General features: G+C 38.7%; 17 protein-coding genes. 13 read left to right on the top strand and 4 right to left on the bottom strand.

The window, feature by feature from the left end; genetic code table 11:
- Nucleotides 1-26 precede the first annotated feature (26 nt).
- From Hs30E_RS00145 to Hs30E_RS00135, 3 genes are all read left to right on the top strand, one after another.
- Entirely contained in the window at nucleotides 27-2693 is a 2667-nt protein-coding gene (locus Hs30E_RS00145) for a valine--tRNA ligase (RefSeq protein ID WP_172207005.1), read from the top strand.
- A 153-nt stretch (nucleotides 2694-2846) separates the two neighbouring features.
- Entirely contained in the window at nucleotides 2847-4058 is a 1212-nt protein-coding gene (locus tag Hs30E_RS00140) for an AAA family ATPase (RefSeq protein ID WP_172206995.1), read from the top strand.
- On the top strand, nucleotides 4051-4596 hold the full coding sequence (locus tag Hs30E_RS00135; RefSeq protein WP_172206993.1) for an RloB family protein: 546 nt from the start codon (nucleotides 4051-4053) through the stop codon (nucleotides 4594-4596). The genes Hs30E_RS00140 and Hs30E_RS00135 overlap by 8 nt, the downstream gene beginning before the upstream one ends.
- Nucleotides 4597-4636: 40 nt before the next feature.
- Here Hs30E_RS00135 and Hs30E_RS00130 read toward each other — a convergent pair whose 3' ends face one another.
- Together Hs30E_RS00130 and Hs30E_RS00125 are read right to left on the bottom strand one after the other, a co-directional pair.
- Nucleotides 4637-5347, bottom strand: a complete 711-nt coding sequence (locus tag Hs30E_RS00130) for a TraX family protein (RefSeq protein WP_172206991.1) — start codon at nucleotides 5345-5347, stop codon at nucleotides 4637-4639.
- Nucleotides 5337-7643 carry a Xaa-Pro dipeptidyl-peptidase gene (locus tag Hs30E_RS00125; protein WP_172206989.1) on the bottom strand — a complete coding sequence of 769 codons (2307 nt, stop codon included), beginning with the start codon at nucleotides 7641-7643 and terminating at the stop codon, nucleotides 5337-5339. Before Hs30E_RS00125 ends, Hs30E_RS00130 begins: the two co-directional genes overlap by 11 nt.
- A 149-nt stretch (nucleotides 7644-7792) precedes the next feature.
- Between Hs30E_RS00125 and gla the strand changes: the two genes are divergently transcribed.
- Complete coding sequence (gene gla, locus Hs30E_RS00120; RefSeq protein WP_172206987.1) at nucleotides 7793-8683, top strand: aquaglyceroporin Gla; 891 nt, start codon at nucleotides 7793-7795, stop codon at nucleotides 8681-8683.
- A gap of 108 nt (nucleotides 8684-8791) precedes the next feature.
- On the opposite strand, the gene Hs30E_RS00115 is transcribed toward gla, so the two are convergent.
- Nucleotides 8792-9514, bottom strand: coding sequence for a CPBP family intramembrane glutamic endopeptidase (locus tag Hs30E_RS00115; protein WP_172206985.1), 723 nt, complete (start codon nucleotides 9512-9514; stop codon nucleotides 8792-8794).
- A gap of 100 nt (nucleotides 9515-9614) precedes the next feature.
- Here Hs30E_RS00115 and Hs30E_RS00110 point away from each other — a divergent pair, with 100 nt between their 5' ends.
- On the top strand, nucleotides 9615-10283 hold the full coding sequence (locus Hs30E_RS00110) for a sortase domain-containing protein (protein WP_172206983.1): 669 nt from the start codon (nucleotides 9615-9617) through the stop codon (nucleotides 10281-10283).
- Here Hs30E_RS00110 and Hs30E_RS00105 read toward each other — a convergent pair.
- Nucleotides 10280-11179, bottom strand: coding sequence for a sulfite exporter TauE/SafE family protein (locus tag Hs30E_RS00105; protein ID WP_172206981.1), 900 nt, complete (start codon nucleotides 11177-11179; stop codon nucleotides 10280-10282). The genes Hs30E_RS00110 and Hs30E_RS00105 overlap by 4 nt on opposite strands.
- A 185-nt stretch (nucleotides 11180-11364) precedes the next feature.
- Between Hs30E_RS00105 and Hs30E_RS00100 the strand changes: the two genes are divergently transcribed.
- The 8 genes from Hs30E_RS00100 (at nucleotide 11365) to cdiI (ending at nucleotide 17069) form a co-directional block, all read left to right on the top strand.
- Complete coding sequence (locus Hs30E_RS00100; RefSeq protein ID WP_172206979.1) at nucleotides 11365-12027, top strand: CppA N-terminal domain-containing protein; 663 nt, start codon at nucleotides 11365-11367, stop codon at nucleotides 12025-12027.
- Nucleotides 12024-12989: a serine hydrolase domain-containing protein gene (locus Hs30E_RS00095; RefSeq protein ID WP_172206977.1), complete on the top strand. Its 966-nt coding sequence runs from the start codon at nucleotides 12024-12026 to the stop codon at nucleotides 12987-12989. The genes Hs30E_RS00100 and Hs30E_RS00095 overlap by 4 nt, the downstream gene beginning before the upstream one ends.
- Nucleotides 12990-13100: 111 nt before the next feature.
- Complete coding sequence (locus Hs30E_RS00090; protein ID WP_172206975.1) at nucleotides 13101-13406, top strand: TIGR04197 family type VII secretion effector; 306 nt, start codon at nucleotides 13101-13103, stop codon at nucleotides 13404-13406.
- Nucleotides 13406-13747, top strand: a complete 342-nt coding sequence (locus Hs30E_RS00085) for a DUF3958 family protein (RefSeq protein ID WP_172206973.1) — start codon at nucleotides 13406-13408, stop codon at nucleotides 13745-13747. The genes Hs30E_RS00090 and Hs30E_RS00085 overlap by 1 nt, the downstream gene beginning before the upstream one ends.
- Before the next feature lie 15 nt (nucleotides 13748-13762).
- The gene (locus Hs30E_RS00080) at nucleotides 13763-15337 is read left to right on the top strand and encodes a CdiA family toxin C-terminal domain-containing protein (RefSeq protein WP_172206971.1); all 1575 of its coding nucleotides are present in this window, start codon (nucleotides 13763-13765) and stop codon (nucleotides 15335-15337) included.
- 1 nt (nucleotide 15338) lies between these two features.
- The gene (locus Hs30E_RS00075) at nucleotides 15339-15734 is read left to right on the top strand and encodes a hypothetical protein (RefSeq protein ID WP_172206969.1); all 396 of its coding nucleotides are present in this window, start codon (nucleotides 15339-15341) and stop codon (nucleotides 15732-15734) included.
- A gap of 110 nt (nucleotides 15735-15844) precedes the next feature.
- Complete coding sequence (locus tag Hs30E_RS11045; RefSeq protein ID WP_228461948.1) at nucleotides 15845-16672, top strand: CdiA family toxin C-terminal domain-containing protein; 828 nt, start codon at nucleotides 15845-15847, stop codon at nucleotides 16670-16672.
- 10 nt (nucleotides 16673-16682) lie between these two features.
- A complete protein-coding gene (gene cdiI / locus Hs30E_RS00065; RefSeq protein WP_172206967.1) occupies nucleotides 16683-17069 on the top strand; it encodes a ribonuclease toxin immunity protein CdiI in 387 nt (128 codons plus the stop codon).
- Nucleotides 17070-17084 lie beyond the last annotated feature (15 nt).

Genomic DNA, 17084 nt, shown 5'->3' with positions numbered 1-17084 from the left:
GATATTTAAGACAAAAGGAAAAAAACATGACAAACCAACTATCAACAAAATTCAACCCAACAGAAGTAGAAAACGGTCGTTACGAAAAGTGGTTAGCGGCGGATGTTTTCAAGCCATCTGGCAATCCAGATGCTGAACCGTACAGTATTGTCATCCCACCACCAAATGTGACAGGTAAACTCCACCTTGGACATGCTTGGGATACAACGCTCCAAGACATCATTATCCGTGCTAAACGCATGCAAGGCTATGATACTTTGTGGCTGCCCGGCATGGACCATGCGGGGATTGCAACTCAAGCTAAAGTCGAAGAACGTTTGCGTGAACAAGGCATTTCTCGCTATGACCTTGGGCGTGCGAAATTCCTAGAAAAAGTTTGGGAATGGAAAGACGAGTATGCAGCCACTATCAAGGAGCAGTGGAGCAAAATGGGGCTGTCGCTTGATTATTCACGCGAGCGTTTCACGTTGGATGAGGGGCTGTCGAAGGCGGTCAAAAAAGTTTTTGTCAAACTTTATGAGAAAGGTTTTATCTATCGGGGGGAGTTCATCATCAACTGGGATCCCGTTGCTCGCACGGCTTTGAGCGATATTGAGGTTATTCACAAAGAGGTTGAGGGTGCTTTTTATCACATCACTTATCCGCTTGCGGACGGCTCGGGTTCGGTTGAAATTGCGACAACGCGTCCAGAAACTTTGCTTGGCGATGTGGCGGTTATTGTCAATGCTAAAGACGAACGTTACAAGTCGATTGTTGGGAAAACGGTCATTGTGCCTTTTGTCAATCGTGAGATTCCAGTCTTGACTGATGAACATGCTGACATGACAAAAGGGACGGGTGTCGTCAAAATCACGCCAGCGCATGACCCAAACGACTTTGACGTGGTTGAACGGCTCAATGCGCAAGGTCACAATCTGTCAATGATTAACGTCATGAATGATGACGGGACGATGAATGACCTTGCGGCTGATTTTGCCAATCTGGATCGTTTTGAGGCACGCAAGCAGATTGTGACTCAGCTTGATGACTTGGGGCAACTTGTCAAAATCGAGAAAATGGTTCACAGTGTTGGGCATTCTGAGCGTTCGGGTGCTGTCGTTGAGCCACGTCTGTCAACGCAATGGTTCGTGAAAATGGACGAGTTGTCCAAAAATGCGATTGACAATCAAAAAACAGAACAGGCAGTTGAATTTTTCCCGCCGCGTTTCAATGAGACCTTTACGCAGTGGATGGAAAATGTGCATGACTGGGTCATTTCGCGCCAACTTTGGTGGGGACATCAGATTCCCGCATGGTACAACGCAGACGGCGAGATGTATGTGGGTGAAACAGCGCCCGAGGGGGACGGTTGGACACAGGATTCTGACGTGCTGGATACGTGGTTCTCATCGGCTTTATGGCCTTTTTCGACGATGGGCTGGCCTGATGAAAATGCGGCTGATTTCAAACGTTATTTTCCGACGTCAACCCTTGTCACTGGCTACGACATCATCTTTTTCTGGGTAAGTCGCATGATTTTTCAAAGTTTGGAGTTTACAGGCGAGCGTCCCTTTAAAAATGTGCTGATTCATGGGCTGATTCGTGATGAAGAAGGGCGCAAGATGTCTAAGTCGCTCGGCAATGGGATTGATCCGATGGATGTGATTGAAAAATATGGTGCGGATGCGTTGCGTTGGTTCTTATCAAATGGTTCTGCACCTGGTCAAGACGTACGTTTCTCCTATGAGAAAATGGATGCTGCGTGGAATTTCATTAACAAAATTTGGAACATTTCGCGTTATATTATCATGAACAAGGAAAATCTAACAGCTGAGACGACTTTGGCAACGATTGACAAGGTTGCGGCTAAGGCGGTTGGCAATGTGACTGACCGTTGGATTCTCACGAAACTTAACGAAACGATTGAAAATGTAACCAAAAATTTTGATAAATTCGAATTTGGCGAGGCGGGGCGTAGTCTTTATAACTTTATCTGGGAGGATTTTGCCAACTGGTATGTTGAGCTGACCAAAGAAGTGCTTTATGGCGAAGATGAGGCGGAGAAAGACGTGACGCGTAGTGTGCTTGTTTATGTGCTTGACCAGATTTTGCGGCTACTCCATCCAATTATGCCGTTTGTGACAGAAGAAATTTCTGAAAATCTTGGTTTGCTTGCTGGTAGTCTCGTTGTTGCCAAATATCCAGTGGTTAGAAAAGAAATGACAGATGACGTGGCGGTTCGTGGTGTTGAGGTGCTAAAAGAGATTATCAAATCAGTCCGTAATATTCGCGCTGAGGTCAATACTGCGCCGAGTAAGGCTGTGCCGATTCTTATCAAGACGGAAAATGCTGAAATTGAGGCTTTTCTCAAGGAAAATCGTAATTATTTGACCCGTTTTACTAATCCAGAAACGCTTGAAATTGGTGCTGATACCATTGCGCCAGCGCAAGCAATGACGGCTGTTTTAACAAATGTTGATATTTTCTTGCCACTCGCTGGTTTGATTAACATCACAGACGAAATTGCGCGCCTGACCAAAGAACTCGCCAAATGGCAAAAAGAGCTAGACATGGTAACGCGCAAGCTGTCAAATGAGAAGTTTGTGGCTAACGCAAAAGCCGAGGTTGTCGCAAAAGAAAAGGCGAAACAGCTTGATTATCAAGCAAAATTTGAAACTACGCAAGCTCGAATTGCTGAGCTTGAGAAATTGTGAGCTTGAAAAAGTCGGAAGTTGTTTCGGCTTTTTTTGTTAAATATGACAGGTAAGAAAAAAATTTTTGAGATGACATTTACTTTCAAGTATGCTACAATATGCTTATATACAAAAAAATGTTTTTAAGGATATTGGTGTGATATGTTATTATCAATGAAAATCAAAAATTTTCGTTCTTTTAAAGAAATGGTCAATATTTCTTTTCAAATGCCTGAAAATACAAAGATAGATGTGGCGCGACGTTTTGAAATTAATACTAAACAAGGAAATATTCGTGTGCTTAAAAATGCTTTTATTTTTGGCGGAAATGCTAGTGGTAAGTCAAATATTTTTAAAGCCTTTTTGTTTTTTAGTGGTATGATTTTGCAGCCTACTATGAGTGATGTGCAAGGTTTACCAGTAGATACTTTTGCGAGAAATCAAGAAAATACGAGATTTGAAATTAAATTTATCAAAAATAATTCTGTTTATATTTATACATTAGAATATAAAAAAACAGAAATTGTGTTTGAGAAATTGACTAAAGATGATGTTGTGGTTATCGAACGTAAAGGTCAAGATTTTATAACAATGCCAGACTTATTATCTGACACGCGATTTCTTAAAACAATTCGACCAACTACCACAGCTTTATTTTTTGCACAAAGTAATAATGATGCTATTAGCAAAGAGGCATTTTCGTGGTTTTATGATGTTCGTTATGGCAATAAAGAGAATCTTGCTTTGAAAATTAAGGAAGATAATGACTTTAAAGAAAAGATATTGTATGCACTGAAATTTGCTGATTTTAACGTTGTTGACATTGAAATTGAAGAAGTACTGCGTCCATCAAGGGGATTAAATATCAAGCAAGTTAATGAAGAGATTCAAAGCGTCGAACCAGTAACCGAATTCCCAAAAATATTGCAGGTGTTTTTGGTACATGAAAATCAAGGCAACAAGTATAAGATTCATCTCAATAATGAAAGCCTTGGGACAATTCAATATTTTAATTTTATTATGGCAGTTTTTAATGCGCAACATAAGCATGAACATCTGATTTTAAGTGATGAATTTGGTCAGTCGCTGCATAAAAAATTAGCAGAGAGTATTGTTAATCTACTAAATAGTGACAATAATCATATCCAGTTTATTGGTATAACACATAATAGTGAGATGATGAATTTATTGAAAAAACATCAAATCTATTTTGTGGAAAAAAATAATGCTGGAGAGAGTGAGATTTTCAAGTTATCTGATTTTGAGGAGGATAAGACTCGAAAAGATGCCAATTATTCTAAAAAATATGAGAATGAGCTATATGGTGCTAGTCAAGTTGTAAATGAGGCGGGGCTTCTTGCTTTGCTAGGTGAAAATAATGCCTAGACCCAAAAAGAAGATTTTTAAGATTTATGTTGAGGGAAAAAGTGAAGTGCTTTATTTTGGTGCTTTAAAGCAACTTGATGAATTTAGGAGTTCAGCTTACAAACTTGATATTGAAGACTGTAAGGGTTTAGATAATCTGCTCAAAATATTGTTAGAACCGACAAAGAAAAAGAAAGTTGAACTCGAAAAATTTGCTAAAATTGCTTTTATTTTTGATAAGGACGATTTGACATTAGAGCAATTTAATAAAATTAATCGGCTACATCATACCTATCAGATAGGATTTTCTAATCCCAAATTTGAATTGTGGCTTTTAGCGCACTATGAATCTTTAAATGCCAATAATGGTTCTGTTGATGATAAGTTAAAAAAGCATTTTCCAGAATATAAGAAAGGACATTTTAAAATTTCTGATTTGGCTAGAAATTATCAAACAGCTATTGATAACTCAAAGGATATAAGACAGGTAAATTTCAAGAGTGAGTGTACAAGTTTGGTAGCTGTCATTGAAGCAATTTTGGAACAGACCACCACGTAAAAACGCCCTAATCTACATAGATTAAGGCGTTTTCAAACAGTTAGAGTAAAGTACGAATGACCACTAAAATCAGCAAATGTGCGGGATAATAAGTGTAGAAGAAGTATTTCATGGACTTGCCACGCTCGCCATTGTAATTGAGTAGTAAAGGAATTGTTGCTGTACAACCGATAAGGGTGTAGAGAATGTTAGGCATTAATGTTAGTAGCGTTTGACCTGAATTTATATCTACTAAAAGGACAAGTGATGTTAAGATTAAGGGAAAGAGGAGTGGGAGGGCGACACGTTTGACGGGAGTTTTGATAGTGTGATAGCATAAAATCATGGGTACGCCCATAAGTGGCCAATCACAAAATGATGTTAGTAATGTGATACCTATAAATGCGAACCAAAAGCCCACTCGGTTGTTCATGTGGTCATACAAGTAAATCACAATCAAGCCAAATAGCAAGGTAAATAGAACATTTAGCATAGGTAGCTCGGCTACTAAAATAAATGGTATGAGTGCCACCAAGGCAAAAATTAGTAATCTTTGACCGTATTTTTTGACATCATGTGTATGCCGATAGCCTTCGGTTAGTAGAAATGCCATGATTGGAAAGGTCATACCGCCTGGGGCAAAGAGAATCATGCGTGCGATAAGTGGTAGCTGATCTTCAAAAACGTTGCCGATATGGTCGGAGGTCATGGCGATAATCGCGATGATTTTTAGGGTGTAGGCGTTAAGTTTGTAAGTGGGTTTAGTTGTCATTTTTCTCCTTTTCAGTTGGGGTAGGCACAAAAATCCGTGATTTCTCCAAATCAATCTCATAGCGCACCTCACGATTGTCGCGCACGGTATGCTCAAAGTCTGTGCTATAAATCACAAGGCGCAGTGTATCGCCACTCGTAAGCTCGTAAATCGTGGGTTGTAGGCGCATTTCAGCGCTCAGCCACTCATTTTTTGGCACGGTGACACGCTCGGTCAGCCGCTTGCGATTTTGCAGATTGAGAAAGCCTTTGGTCACGACTTGATAGGGCTTATCAGCCATTGTCAGCTCGTTCAGGTCGTCAAGCATGAAGTTTCGACCTCGGTCAATGGTCTTGATATCTAAAATGCTGCTGACATTATTTAAACGTTTTTTCTTTCCGAAATCTAAGATTTGAGCGGATAATAAGCCTTTGGTGTCGTTGATTTTGACACGTAAATCAAGTACAATCTGACCATTTATCCGCATATTTTTAGAAATTGGCACATCAATGACTATTGCATTTGCTTTGTTTTCAAATAAATCAGCCTTGAAAGTTTGGAAATTTTGAGAATAGCTGTCGAAACAATCAGCTGAATAATGATTGTCAAAACTGGCGATTTCACAAGCACCACCAAGTGTCAACCTCTCAATATCATGCGCGCCAAATGTTGCTAAACTTTCAAATGATTGGGCAACTGTATTTTTTTGCCAAATAACAGGTGGCAAGTCAAGTGTCAACTCACGTGCTAATAATTTTGCTGTGAAATAGGCATTTATCGTTTCTGAAAAGTCGATTGACTGCCAATTATTCATGTAAATGTGACTGCCTTGGTGTAAAAAGGCGTGTTTAACCACATGTTTGGGAAGTGCTTGCCAAAACTTGAAAGCGTGCGAAGTGGTCACGTTGAAGTCTTGCAAGCCGTGAACGATTAGCACGTCAGCCTTGACTTTATCAGCATTTGGTAGGTAATTTCTAGCATGCCAGTAACTGTTATAATCGCCTGAGTTTCGAGTTAGCGACTGGCTCATATCAGCGAGCTGTTTTTGGTAAGCAGTATTATTTGCCAAAAAATCAGCTGCATCAAGGTTTCGCGTATAAGTCAGCTCGGCGAGAACGTCTAAATCTTCGCCTGAAAAGCCACCAGGACTGCGAATGAGCCCGTTTTCGCGATAATAATCATACCAGTTGGTAATGCCAGCCTCGGCGAGAATGACGTCAAGTCCACTGATACCAGTCGTTGCAGCGCCATATGCCAGCGTGCCGAGATAAGATTTGCCGGTCATTGCAACGTGACCAGTCGCCCAATCAGCCGTTACTAGCGCCGTTTTTTGACGTGACGTAAAGGCGCGAGCGCGACCATTGAGCCAGTCAATGACCGCTGTAACACCTGCAATCTGCTGATAATCGCCTGATGTTTGGAAACCATCAGAACCACGTGTCCCAACGCTTGCGACATAAATAGAGGCGAAACCGCGCGCTAGAAAATAATCGTTGAGTGAGTAAGTCCAAGTATGCGTGAAATGCTCAGTCGTTTCAGAGTTTGGTAGCTCTGTTTTTGGATAAGTTTTCAGTGCCAGTTTTGTGTCAGAAATCTCGATAATTCCCAGCGGTTTCTCGGCTAAAGTAAGGGTCATATCATGCAATTTTTTATCATTTGCCACACCATTTGTGCCGAAATGATAAGGACTTGCGGTCATGATTGCGGGTAATTTACCGTCAAATTTCGGGCGAATAATGTCAACTTTTATCAAATCGTATGTGCCACGGTTCTGCGTGTCAACCGCACTTTCAACGTAAACAACTTCGCGAATCAGTTGAGTGGTATCAAAAGTTGCAAGTGTTTTATCATTGAAAAAATGGTAGCAGTTGTCAAGCGGCAACAGATTTTCTGAGACCCAATGTTCAACCAAAGTCATGCCATTTTTGCGGCGAGTGTTCATGAGTAAATAGATAGCAGATAGAACGTTTTCAGACGATAAGTCGCAAGTTGTATCAACTAATGGCAGATTAACAGAACGCGCAAAGTCAAGGGAATCTGTCAGCTGAAATTCAAAATTTGCCACAAAATCAAGTAATTGCAGACTAATCGCATAAAAGATGTGCCAAGTTAAATCGTTATCAGAATTTAGAAATGCTAAAACGTCCTGTTTACCATTGGCCGCCAAAGTCGTCAAGTCAATCGGTGCATGCAAAAGCCAGTTTTTGAGATTGCGCTTGGCGCTGAACTGTGTCTCAAACTTGAACCCAAGCGCATGCAAATCGGCGAGTTTTTCTTCAAAAGGTTTATCAATAATCGAAAAGTGGTTAAAGCGCATAAAATCTCCTTTAAAACAAATTATAACAGAAAAATAAACTTAAATAAAACTGAAATTTCAAGGAAAAGGTTTATAAATTCTTTACACAAGCGTTTTTTTCTGATAAACTTGTAAAGTACTTATAAATTTAAAGGAGACGACAACAAAAAATGGAAGTAACATGGATGACTAAATACATCGCCGAATTTATCGGAACGGCGATTCTTGTAATTCTTGGTAACGGAGCGGTCGCAAACGTTGACCTTAAAGGAACTAAAGGCTTTGCTTCGGGCTGGATGACGATTGCTTGGGGCTACGGCTGTGGCGTGATGATACCTGCTTTGATGTTTGGCAATGTTTCAGGTAACCACATCAACCCAGCTTTCACGCTAGGTCTTGCAGTCGCAAAACTTTTCCCTTGGGCGCATGTTGCGCAATATATCGTAGCACAATTTCTTGGCGCTATCGTTGGTCAAGCTATCTTGGTCATGATTTATCGCCCTTATTATTTGCAAACAACTAACTCAAACCATATCTTGGGGACATTTTCAACGATTGACAATGTTGACGACGGTAATGCAGCGACACGCGGTGGTGCATGGCTCAATGGTTTCTTGAATGAATTTGTAGGCTCATTTGTTCTGTTTTTCGGGGCGCTTGCTTTGACGAAAAATTTCTTTGGTTCAGAACTTGTTGGTTTCATTACTGAAAGTCTTAAACAGCAAGCAGCACAAGCAAATATTGCTGAAACATCCACAGAATTTATCACTGCTCTGAAACAAGGGACGCTTAACTATACCGCGGGTTCGCTCTCAGTTGCGCATTTGGCGCTTGGTTTCCTTGTGATGACACTTGTTGCCTCACTTGGTGGTGCAACAGGTCCAGCGCTCAATCCAGCGCGTGACCTTGGTCCGCGTCTCTTACACGCGATTTTGCCGAAATCAATTCTTGGGGACAGCAAAGCTGACAGTAAATGGTGGTATGCTTGGGTTCCAGTCATTGCACCAGTTTTGGCGGGTATTGCCGCAGTTGCGACATTTAAGATTCTTTTCTTGAAATAAGCGATTGAAAATCTCTGACTTTTTGTTCGGAGATTTTTTGTTTACTTAGCATGCGTGAAAATTAATCTAAAAATACCTTTGATAAAATGAAGTCAAAGGTATTTTTAGTTATTTCGATGACATCAGAAAAACGATGACCGCAAGGCTGTTCCATAAAAAGTGAACAGATGAATTGAGATAAAAGTTACGATATTTATAGTAAAGACCAGTCAGGACAAGGCTCATCGAGCCATAGGCAACAAAGCTTGCAAAGTTAGTTGGCACATGTGCAAGCGTAAAGAGCAAGCAAGACATGATAGCAGCGATTTTTGGCCACTTGTTAAATAGGAGTTCAAATAAGCCAACACGAAAGAGCATTTCCTCGAAAAATCCCGCACCAGTTGTAGCGATAAAATAGACGATAACAGGTAAACTTTTACACATTTCATTGAGCGCTTCTTGATTTTCCGTGTTGGTCACACCTGTGAGGCGCATGACGAGACTTGAGATAATCCCCACTGCAAACATCAAGGCAAGCCCTATGCCGATTTTGCCAAATGGGAAGAGGCGCCAATGAATTTTGGGAATCAAGTTATGTTTGCGTGCCCAACGATAGCTTAAACAAAGACAGACAAGGAAAATGGCTAGAAATAAAGCGATTCGCCAAAATGAAAAATGTTGCTGCTTGTTAATCGGAATCCCAATCGCTTCTCTTTGAATTTGCCAAAGTAGCAGAAACCAGATAAAAGTTAAACGAGATTTCCAAGTCTGAACTTTCGGCTCATGATTGTCTGGAAACTCGATTTGAGGTGATGATTTCTTTTCTTGTTCAATAATTTCAAAATAATCCATGGTTACATTATAACATATTTTGTATATGGTTCACAAAGAATGAAAATATTTGTTAAAATGAAAGTAGGAGATTTTAAACTTGCCAAAGGAGGCAAAGGTAGTGACAAACGCAAAGAAAGAAAATAGTATTTGGTTTTTAATTCTAGGTCTACTTGCGATTATTGCTGTGCCGATTTGTGGTTATTTTATCTATCAGCACAATCTGACGGCTCATATTTCTGATAAACAACTGAGAAGATATAATGCAGATATTGTTAAAGGGCTTTACGGGCGCTCATTAGCGGACTATACAGGTGATGAGTTTACCAAATCTCATGATGATAGCAACAGTTATTTACCTGAGACAGCAACGACATTGCAACGCAAGATTATGATTAGGGGGAAATATTATGATTATAAAGACGGTGGTCTAGCCAAAGGTCAAGAATTGATTAATGACAATCCCGCCACGATTTGCTCAACTTGGGGTGGTGTGACCGTCAATAATGTGGCAGATAAGCGCTCAACGCACTTTATCGGACACAATCCAGGTCTTTTTTCGATATTGCCGACAATGACTTTAGGCGAAAAAATAACGGTGTACGATTATAAAGGACAAGAACGCGAGTACAAGGTTTCAAAAATAGTCAAAATTGATGACAATGCTTTTTCAGTTAAAGCACCAAAAAAAGATTATTGGCCAACAATTGTTCAGCCTGGCAAACGTGAACAAGTTGTTTTTGAAACATGTTTGGATAAAACAACGAATTTATTGGTAATTTGTGATTAGTTTTTTTCTTTTCCAAACGACGAACGAATTAGCATAATTCCTGTATAGATAACGATGACAACCATTGCTTTTTTTAGCAGTTCAATATCAATATTTGTAATCACCTTGGCAGCAACAATGACGCCGAAAATGCCACCAATCATCATGCCCAATAGGCCATTCCAATAGACGCGATCTTTTTTGATGAATTCTTGAGCAGATGAGAACATAATCATTGCTGCATCCAACATCATCACGGGTAAGGCAATCATGGGATTGACACCAGCTAGCGAGAAGAAAACGAGTTCAGGCGCATAATTGCCAAGCCCCATAGTCATCAATACGCCCAAAACGAAGTTAAAAGAGACACCGACAATAAGTAAAATACCATGCAGACCATGCGAGCTAGTTGACATATCAGCGCCAATATTGAACAAAAGCCGAGTCGCCATGATAATTGCCGCAATTACCAAAAGAACGCCAAGAACGCGTTGTACGAGCTTAGCAGGCCAATTTTTGGTAATGCGCGTGCCAGTAAGTGCGCCGGCAATCGCCGCTGAAGTCATGGGAATTAGTGTCATCATCTCAACTTTGACCGCTGTGATGAAAAAAAGCGCCTCAATCAAAACGGCAATCGCATGCCCAACATTCATCGTACCAGGTAATTGACTATCGTCATTATCATCAATAAAATGTGTCAGCTTGAAGAAAGTTGTTGTTGTAGCAAATGACCCAATTCCCCAAGTATCCAGCAAATCAGTAATAAAACCAATTCCGAAAGCAGTTAGAAATTTTTTCGGTGTGCCAATGATGTTAATTTTTTGGCGTCTTGTATGAACAAAAATTTCAATCGCAAGAATCAGAATCGAGGTGATGAGTAAAAATTTTATGAGATGGAGCATTATTGTTTCAGTCATTTTGTATAGAGTTCCTTTTTGTAATAGTATGTCTCTATATTTTACAGAAAATTCTTAACATTGTAAATACCAAGAGATGACAAAATTTTTGTAAAAATTGAAATAGTTGATTATAATAGTATTAGCGCAGTTTATAAAAGTGTAAATAGTTCGCAAAAACAAGAGAAAATGAGAGACTCACAACAATGAAAACAGTTTTTGAAAATGTAACAAAGATGATTCCCGTTATTCGTGTCAACAATCGTGATTTGAATCTGGCGTTCTACAAAGAAGTGTTAGGTTTGAAAGTGATTGTTGAGGAAAATGCCTTGGCTATTTTGGGCGGAAAATCAGCAAAAACACGCGATGAGGCGTGCCTAATTTTGGAAGAATCTCCTAGTATGCGAACTCGTGCGGTCAATGGTGCTAAAAAATTGCGTAAAATCGTGCTTGAAAGTCCTGATTTTACCGAAGGTTTTGAGGCAACATCGCCTGAGGGAGACTTGTTTGAAATCGTACCAAGTACAGGTGCTAACGTGATTTTGACCGAAATTCAGCTCAATACACCAAATATTAAAAATAGCCTTGGTATTTATGTTGAAGGCTTTGGCTTGTCTGAAAAACATAACTCGGTCAAGTTGCCTTTTGGTAAAATCTCTTATTTTATGGCAGAGGGAGCAGATTTATTGGTTGCTCCTGACGGTGTTTGGGATTTGGAAATTATTGAGTTTAAGGTACCAAAAGAAGTTGATTTGACAACAGTTTCTGAGCAATTTGATGCGCTTGGTCTTGCCTATTATGTTGATAAAAAAGGTAAAATTTTGACCTTGACAGATGCACAAAATATCGAACTTTGGTTCGTGAAATGAGACAAGACGTTCTTGAAATGGTAAAAGCATACATAGCATCTGGAATTTTTCCAGGTGCTTCTTTTGCTATTGTCAATGGTTCAGAAATAGAGAAATATGTGATAGGCAATGACAGTTTAAAACCCGAAATTCGACCTTTGCAGCCTGATATGGCTTATGATTTGGCGAGCGTTTCCAAAGTTGTCGGGACTGGGACGGTGGTTATTAACTTGATATTTTCAGGCAAGTTAGCGCTTGATGCCTTGTTGACGGACTATTATCCTGATTTTGAAGGCGGTCAAGTCACGATTCGCCAGCTTTTGACACATACATCGGGTGTTGACCCTTTTATCAAAAATCGTAATCGTCTAGCTTACGACCAACTTCGTGTGGCGCTTAATCAGGTCAAGATAACTGACGATAAATCATTTCATTACTCGGATGTTAATTTTATCTTGCTTGGTTTTATGCTGGAGACAATTTTTCAACAGGATTTGGATGTGATTTTGCAAACGCAAGTTTTTCAACCTTTTGGTATGACACGAACAAGTTTTACCGCACCAAAACAGACAGTTAGAACAGCTTGGGAGCTACCTAGAGGCGTGGTGCATGATCCGAAAGCGCAAGTTTTAGGTGTTCATACAGGTTCAGCGGGACTATTTTCAGATTTGGATGATTTGGTGCGATTTTGTCAGGCTTATTTTTCAGATACTCGTTATTTGAAGTTATTGCAGAATTATGCACAGGCTGACGACATGCCACGAAGTTTAGCTTGGGATATACTTGACGAAACGTCTGAAAATGGCGTGCAGTGGTTGATACATACGGGCTACACGGGAACTTTCTTGATGATAAATCTCGTTACCAAACAAGCAGTGATTTTCTTATCCAACCGTGTTCATCTGCACGATGACCGCTTGCAATGGCTTAAAAATCGGAACTTGTTGATAAAATTATTTGTAAATTTGATGAAAATCGTCTGAAATTGCATTTTGTTATGTAACGTTAGTTGCCCATTGATGGTTTATGTGGTATACTTATTGAATACGACGATTTTAAAAAATAGTAAATAATATTATACGAAGGAAAAAACAATGGGAAATACGCCATTAAAAAGTAATGTAGGGACTGCTCAAGCAAAAGCGACAAGTTTGAAAAATGCTGTTACTGACATCTTAGAATTTTGTGTTGTCACTCAAGATAGTCAAACAACTGTGTCAGGTAATATGACTGCTTACGAAGCGATCCAAAAAGAAGATAGTCTCAGTAAACAAGTTGGCTTAGCAGTTAAATCAGCTTCAGAGAATATACATTCTGTGGCGATAGAATTTGAGGCGTTGGATAAAGAACTTGGTAATATTTTTAAACCCAATTATGATTTATTAGGAGATTTGAAATAATGGATGAATGGGAAGAATTATACGTTAAGGAACGCTATTTACAGCAACAAGAAGAAAATCTAGCCAATGAAAATCGTCATATTGAATTTGTAACAGATGATTTTCAAGATTATCATTATCAAGAACAGCAGTTTTTCACTGAATTAAGCGAAAAATTTTATCATAATGATAGTGTGTTATCAAATTTCATGAATGGCAAATTGTCAGATGTTTCTTATAAAACAAATCGATTTTTAAGTAATTTAGAAGAAACTTATGAGGAAATTCAATCTAAAAGACAACAAATTAGCTATGATATTGAAGAACTTAGCTACGAAAGACAAAAATTATCATTTGACTAAAGCGAGGAAAAAAGCATGAGTATTGATATGTATTTATCAGATTCCGAAATGCAAGCCGAAAGTGTTGCTAGACGTTGTGATAGTCGAATTGACGGCTATCATTCATTACAAAGAGCAATCAGCGATTTTTACTTTAACAGTGCGGATTTGAGCGGTAAAACTTATGATTCTGCTAAAGAATATTTTATGACCGTTTTATATCCTTTGTCAGAGGGCGGTATTTTGCTTGCCGAGGCTGTTAAAGAGGCGGTCAATAAATTTCCCGAAGAATATAAAGCTAGAGTTGATACCTGTGATTGGAAAGAATCGGAACTTGTGGAAACGATTGATCGCTTGGATAATCAAATTCGAATGTTATATGACATTCGCGATAATATAGACTTTTATTTAATGCCTGAGTTTGCTAGATATTCCCTCCTCTCAATTAATGAGGAACAAATTGAATTATATGAGGAAATGAAAAGCGCTTTTTTAGAAAAATTAGACAGTTTACGAGAATTTAACGCTTTTTCTCCAAGTATTTTCTCAGAAATTGAGATTTTGGAATCGTCAATAAGTCAAGGTCTTTCACAAGTTAAAGAGTCTTGGAATCGGTCTAGTGGCACTTTTATTATGCCGAAAGACTTGTCATGGCGAACTGTCGTAACTAATAAAATTAAAGAAAAGGAAGAAAAGTATCACAAATCGAAAATAAAAGAGTTAGAGAAATATAACATTTATGCCATGCCTTATGAAGATCCGAAAACCAAAGAAGTTAAAATCATGTGGTTTATTGACAAGGACGGTGTGCGTATTTTTGATGAGGAACTACAAGATTACGTTGAAAAATATGGTAAAAACTTTGTTGGTATGTATGAAATTGTTGGTTGGGAGAAGATTTATGAGCTAGACCTTGCGGCAAGGCGGCGAGGGGACGGCAAAAATTATCTTACGGACGGTCAGCTGCCTAGTGGCTGGGAAAAGTGGGGTCAAGCTGGAGGCTTTGCGGATTCTATTTATTGGTATAGTTCAAAGAGTGGTTTGCTTGATTTGGCGCTGATTGCTGGACTTTCTTATGCGGCTAGTAAGTCGCAGACTAAGGCTAGTACTGGTGCTAATGTTGCGAATGTTATGGATGATGTGAATGATATTCCGATAGGGGAAAATGCTGTAAATCATTTGAAGAATGTGGAAGGCTTTACGCAACAGAAGGGGATTGTTGGGGGGCATAATTCGTCCAATTTTTATGAAAAGTTAGACGAAGTTGGCGGGCGAGTTGTTTCAGAAAAAACGAATCCAGCAATTTCTGGAGTAAAAGAAATTCAGTATGAAATTCCCAAAAAAGGAATTGACGGACAACCACGAGTTCCAACTGAGTATAAAAGTATTAGAGAACCTAAGACTGTTTATGACACTAACATTATTAGCGATGAGCAGATATATCAATGGGGACAAGAGGCTATGAAGAATGGTAAAATCACGGTTAAACCCAACGGAGACCAAATTATTGAGGGGTATGCAAATAATGGACTAAAATTTAAAGGATTTATCAGAGAAGATAAAATTACAAATTTTTATCCTGAACTTAGATTAAAAATCGAGGAGAAATGATATGGCAATAACAGTTACAGACGAAATAGAAAAAAAATCTTTATTGATAGGATATAAGTGGAATATAAATAAAAGGAGTCTGAAAGCATTTGCTAAAAAATCTGGAGCAGGTGATGGTGGAGGTGGTTATATGGCAATTAGTTTCAAGGAAGAATTTGAAGATGACCCGTATATGGCGGTAGAGCTAGGAATTGATATTAATCAATTTCCTGATAATCAAGTTTTATTGAACGCTGCCCCACCAGCAGCACCAGTGGAAGAAAATCTGTATCTCAATTTTGATGAATTTTATGCTTATTTGGTAGAAGTCGTTAATGAAAGAATTGCCGAGACACCTAGCGATAAAGCAGAATATGAACACCTTTTATCAGAAGTGAAAACAGCTTTAGGTTTGTAAAACTAATTCTATAAATAACAAATAAATTTAGTTCAAATCTTTCGGAAAATAAGGAGGAAATTTATCACAAATCGAAAATAAAAGAGTTAGAGAAATATAACATTTATGCCATGCCCTACGAAGACCCAACGACCAAAGAAGTTAAAATCATGTGGTTTATTGACAAGGACGGTGTGCGTATTTTTGATGAGGAACTACAAGATTACGTCGAAAAATATGGTAAAAACTTTGTTGGCATGTATGAAATTGTTGGTTGGGAGAAGATTTATGAGCTAGACCTTGCGGCAAGGCGAAAAGGGGACGGCAAGAATTATCTTACGGACGGTCAGCTGCCTAGTGGCTGGGAAAAGTGGGGTCAAGCTGGAGGCTTTGTGGACTCTATTTATTGGTATAGTTCAAAGAGTGGTTTGCTTGATTTGGCGCTGATTGCTGGACTTTCTTATGCGGCTAGTAAGTCGCAGACTAAGGCTAGTACTGGTGTTAATGTTGCGAATGTTATGGATGATGTGAATGGTATTCCGATAGGCTCGAATGCGGCTAATCATTTGAAGAATGTGGAGGGAGTTGGAAAAAAAGGTATTAGTGGTGGTCACAATTCAGATGCTTTTTTTGAGAGTTTAGATGAAATTGGTGGGCAAGTTGTTTCAGAAAAAACGAATCCAATATATCAAGGAATAAAAGAAGTTAAGTATGAAGTCCCTAAAAAAGGAATTGATGGAAAAGCACTTCCAGATGAGTATAGGGGCATTAAAGATCCTAAAACAATATATGACCCTAATGTTATCAGTGATAAGCAGATATATGAGTGGGGACAAGAGGCGATGAAGAATGGAGTTATAAATGGACGTGAAATTATTGGAACAGCAAATAATGGTTTGAAATTTAAAGGATTTATTGAAGATGGAAAAATAACTAATTTTTTTCCAATGTTAAATTAAGGAGAATGAAATGGCATTGATAGTTACTAATCAAGAAGAAAGACATATTTTATTAAGAACTTATGCAAGTAATATAAACAAAAATAGTCTAAAAGAATTTTCTAAAAAATCTGGCTATGGTGACGGTGGAGGTGGTTATATGGCAATTTTTTTCAAAGCAGATTTGGAAGAAGACCCGTATGAATTTCAACAGGAATTATCCGAAATTAAAGATAATCAAGTTTTATTGAATGCTGATCCACCAGCAGCGCCAGTAGAAGAAAATTTATATCTCAATTTTGATGAATTTTATGATTACTTGGTTGAAGTCGTTAATGAAAGAATTGCCGAAACACCTAGCGATAAAGCTGAATATGAACACCTTTTATCAGAAGTGAAAACAGCTTTAGGTTTGTAAAACTAATTCTATAAA

The sequence above is a fragment of the Pseudolactococcus hodotermopsidis genome (assembly GCF_011170085.1).
Lineage (GTDB): Bacteria > Bacillota > Bacilli > Lactobacillales > Streptococcaceae > Pseudolactococcus > Pseudolactococcus hodotermopsidis.
Note: the sequence above shows the minus strand (reverse complement) of the source record. Positions and strands in the feature narration are given on the sequence as shown.

Bases quoted from the DNA above. Each gene is read 5' to 3' on its own strand.
- Hs30E_RS00145 (WP_172207005.1), top strand. From the start codon at position 27: ATGACAAACCAACTATCAACAAAATTCAACCCAACAGAAGTAGAAAAC.
- Hs30E_RS00140 (WP_172206995.1), top strand. From the start codon at position 2,847: ATGAAAATCAAAAATTTTCGTTCTTTTAAAGAAATGGTCAATATTTCT.
- Hs30E_RS00135 (WP_172206993.1), top strand. From the start codon at position 4,051: ATGCCTAGACCCAAAAAGAAGATTTTTAAGATTTATGTTGAGGGAAAA.
- Hs30E_RS00130 (WP_172206991.1), bottom strand. From the start codon at position 5,347: ATGACAACTAAACCCACTTACAAACTTAACGCCTACACCCTAAAAATC.
- Hs30E_RS00125 (WP_172206989.1), bottom strand. From the start codon at position 7,643: ATGCGCTTTAACCACTTTTCGATTATTGATAAACCTTTTGAAGAAAAA.
- gla (WP_172206987.1), top strand. From the start codon at position 7,793: ATGGAAGTAACATGGATGACTAAATACATCGCCGAATTTATCGGAACG.
- Hs30E_RS00115 (WP_172206985.1), bottom strand. From the start codon at position 9,514: ATGGATTATTTTGAAATTATTGAACAAGAAAAGAAATCATCACCTCAA.
- Hs30E_RS00105 (WP_172206981.1), bottom strand. From the start codon at position 11,179: ATGACTGAAACAATAATGCTCCATCTCATAAAATTTTTACTCATCACC.
- Hs30E_RS00100 (WP_172206979.1), top strand. From the start codon at position 11,365: ATGAAAACAGTTTTTGAAAATGTAACAAAGATGATTCCCGTTATTCGT.
- Hs30E_RS00095 (WP_172206977.1), top strand. From the start codon at position 12,024: ATGAGACAAGACGTTCTTGAAATGGTAAAAGCATACATAGCATCTGGA.
- Hs30E_RS00090 (WP_172206975.1), top strand. From the start codon at position 13,101: ATGGGAAATACGCCATTAAAAAGTAATGTAGGGACTGCTCAAGCAAAA.
- Hs30E_RS00085 (WP_172206973.1), top strand. From the start codon at position 13,406: ATGGATGAATGGGAAGAATTATACGTTAAGGAACGCTATTTACAGCAA.
- Hs30E_RS00080 (WP_172206971.1), top strand. From the start codon at position 13,763: ATGAGTATTGATATGTATTTATCAGATTCCGAAATGCAAGCCGAAAGT.
- Hs30E_RS00075 (WP_172206969.1), top strand. From the start codon at position 15,339: ATGGCAATAACAGTTACAGACGAAATAGAAAAAAAATCTTTATTGATA.
- Hs30E_RS11045 (WP_228461948.1), top strand. From the start codon at position 15,845: ATGCCCTACGAAGACCCAACGACCAAAGAAGTTAAAATCATGTGGTTT.
- cdiI (WP_172206967.1), top strand. From the start codon at position 16,683: ATGGCATTGATAGTTACTAATCAAGAAGAAAGACATATTTTATTAAGA.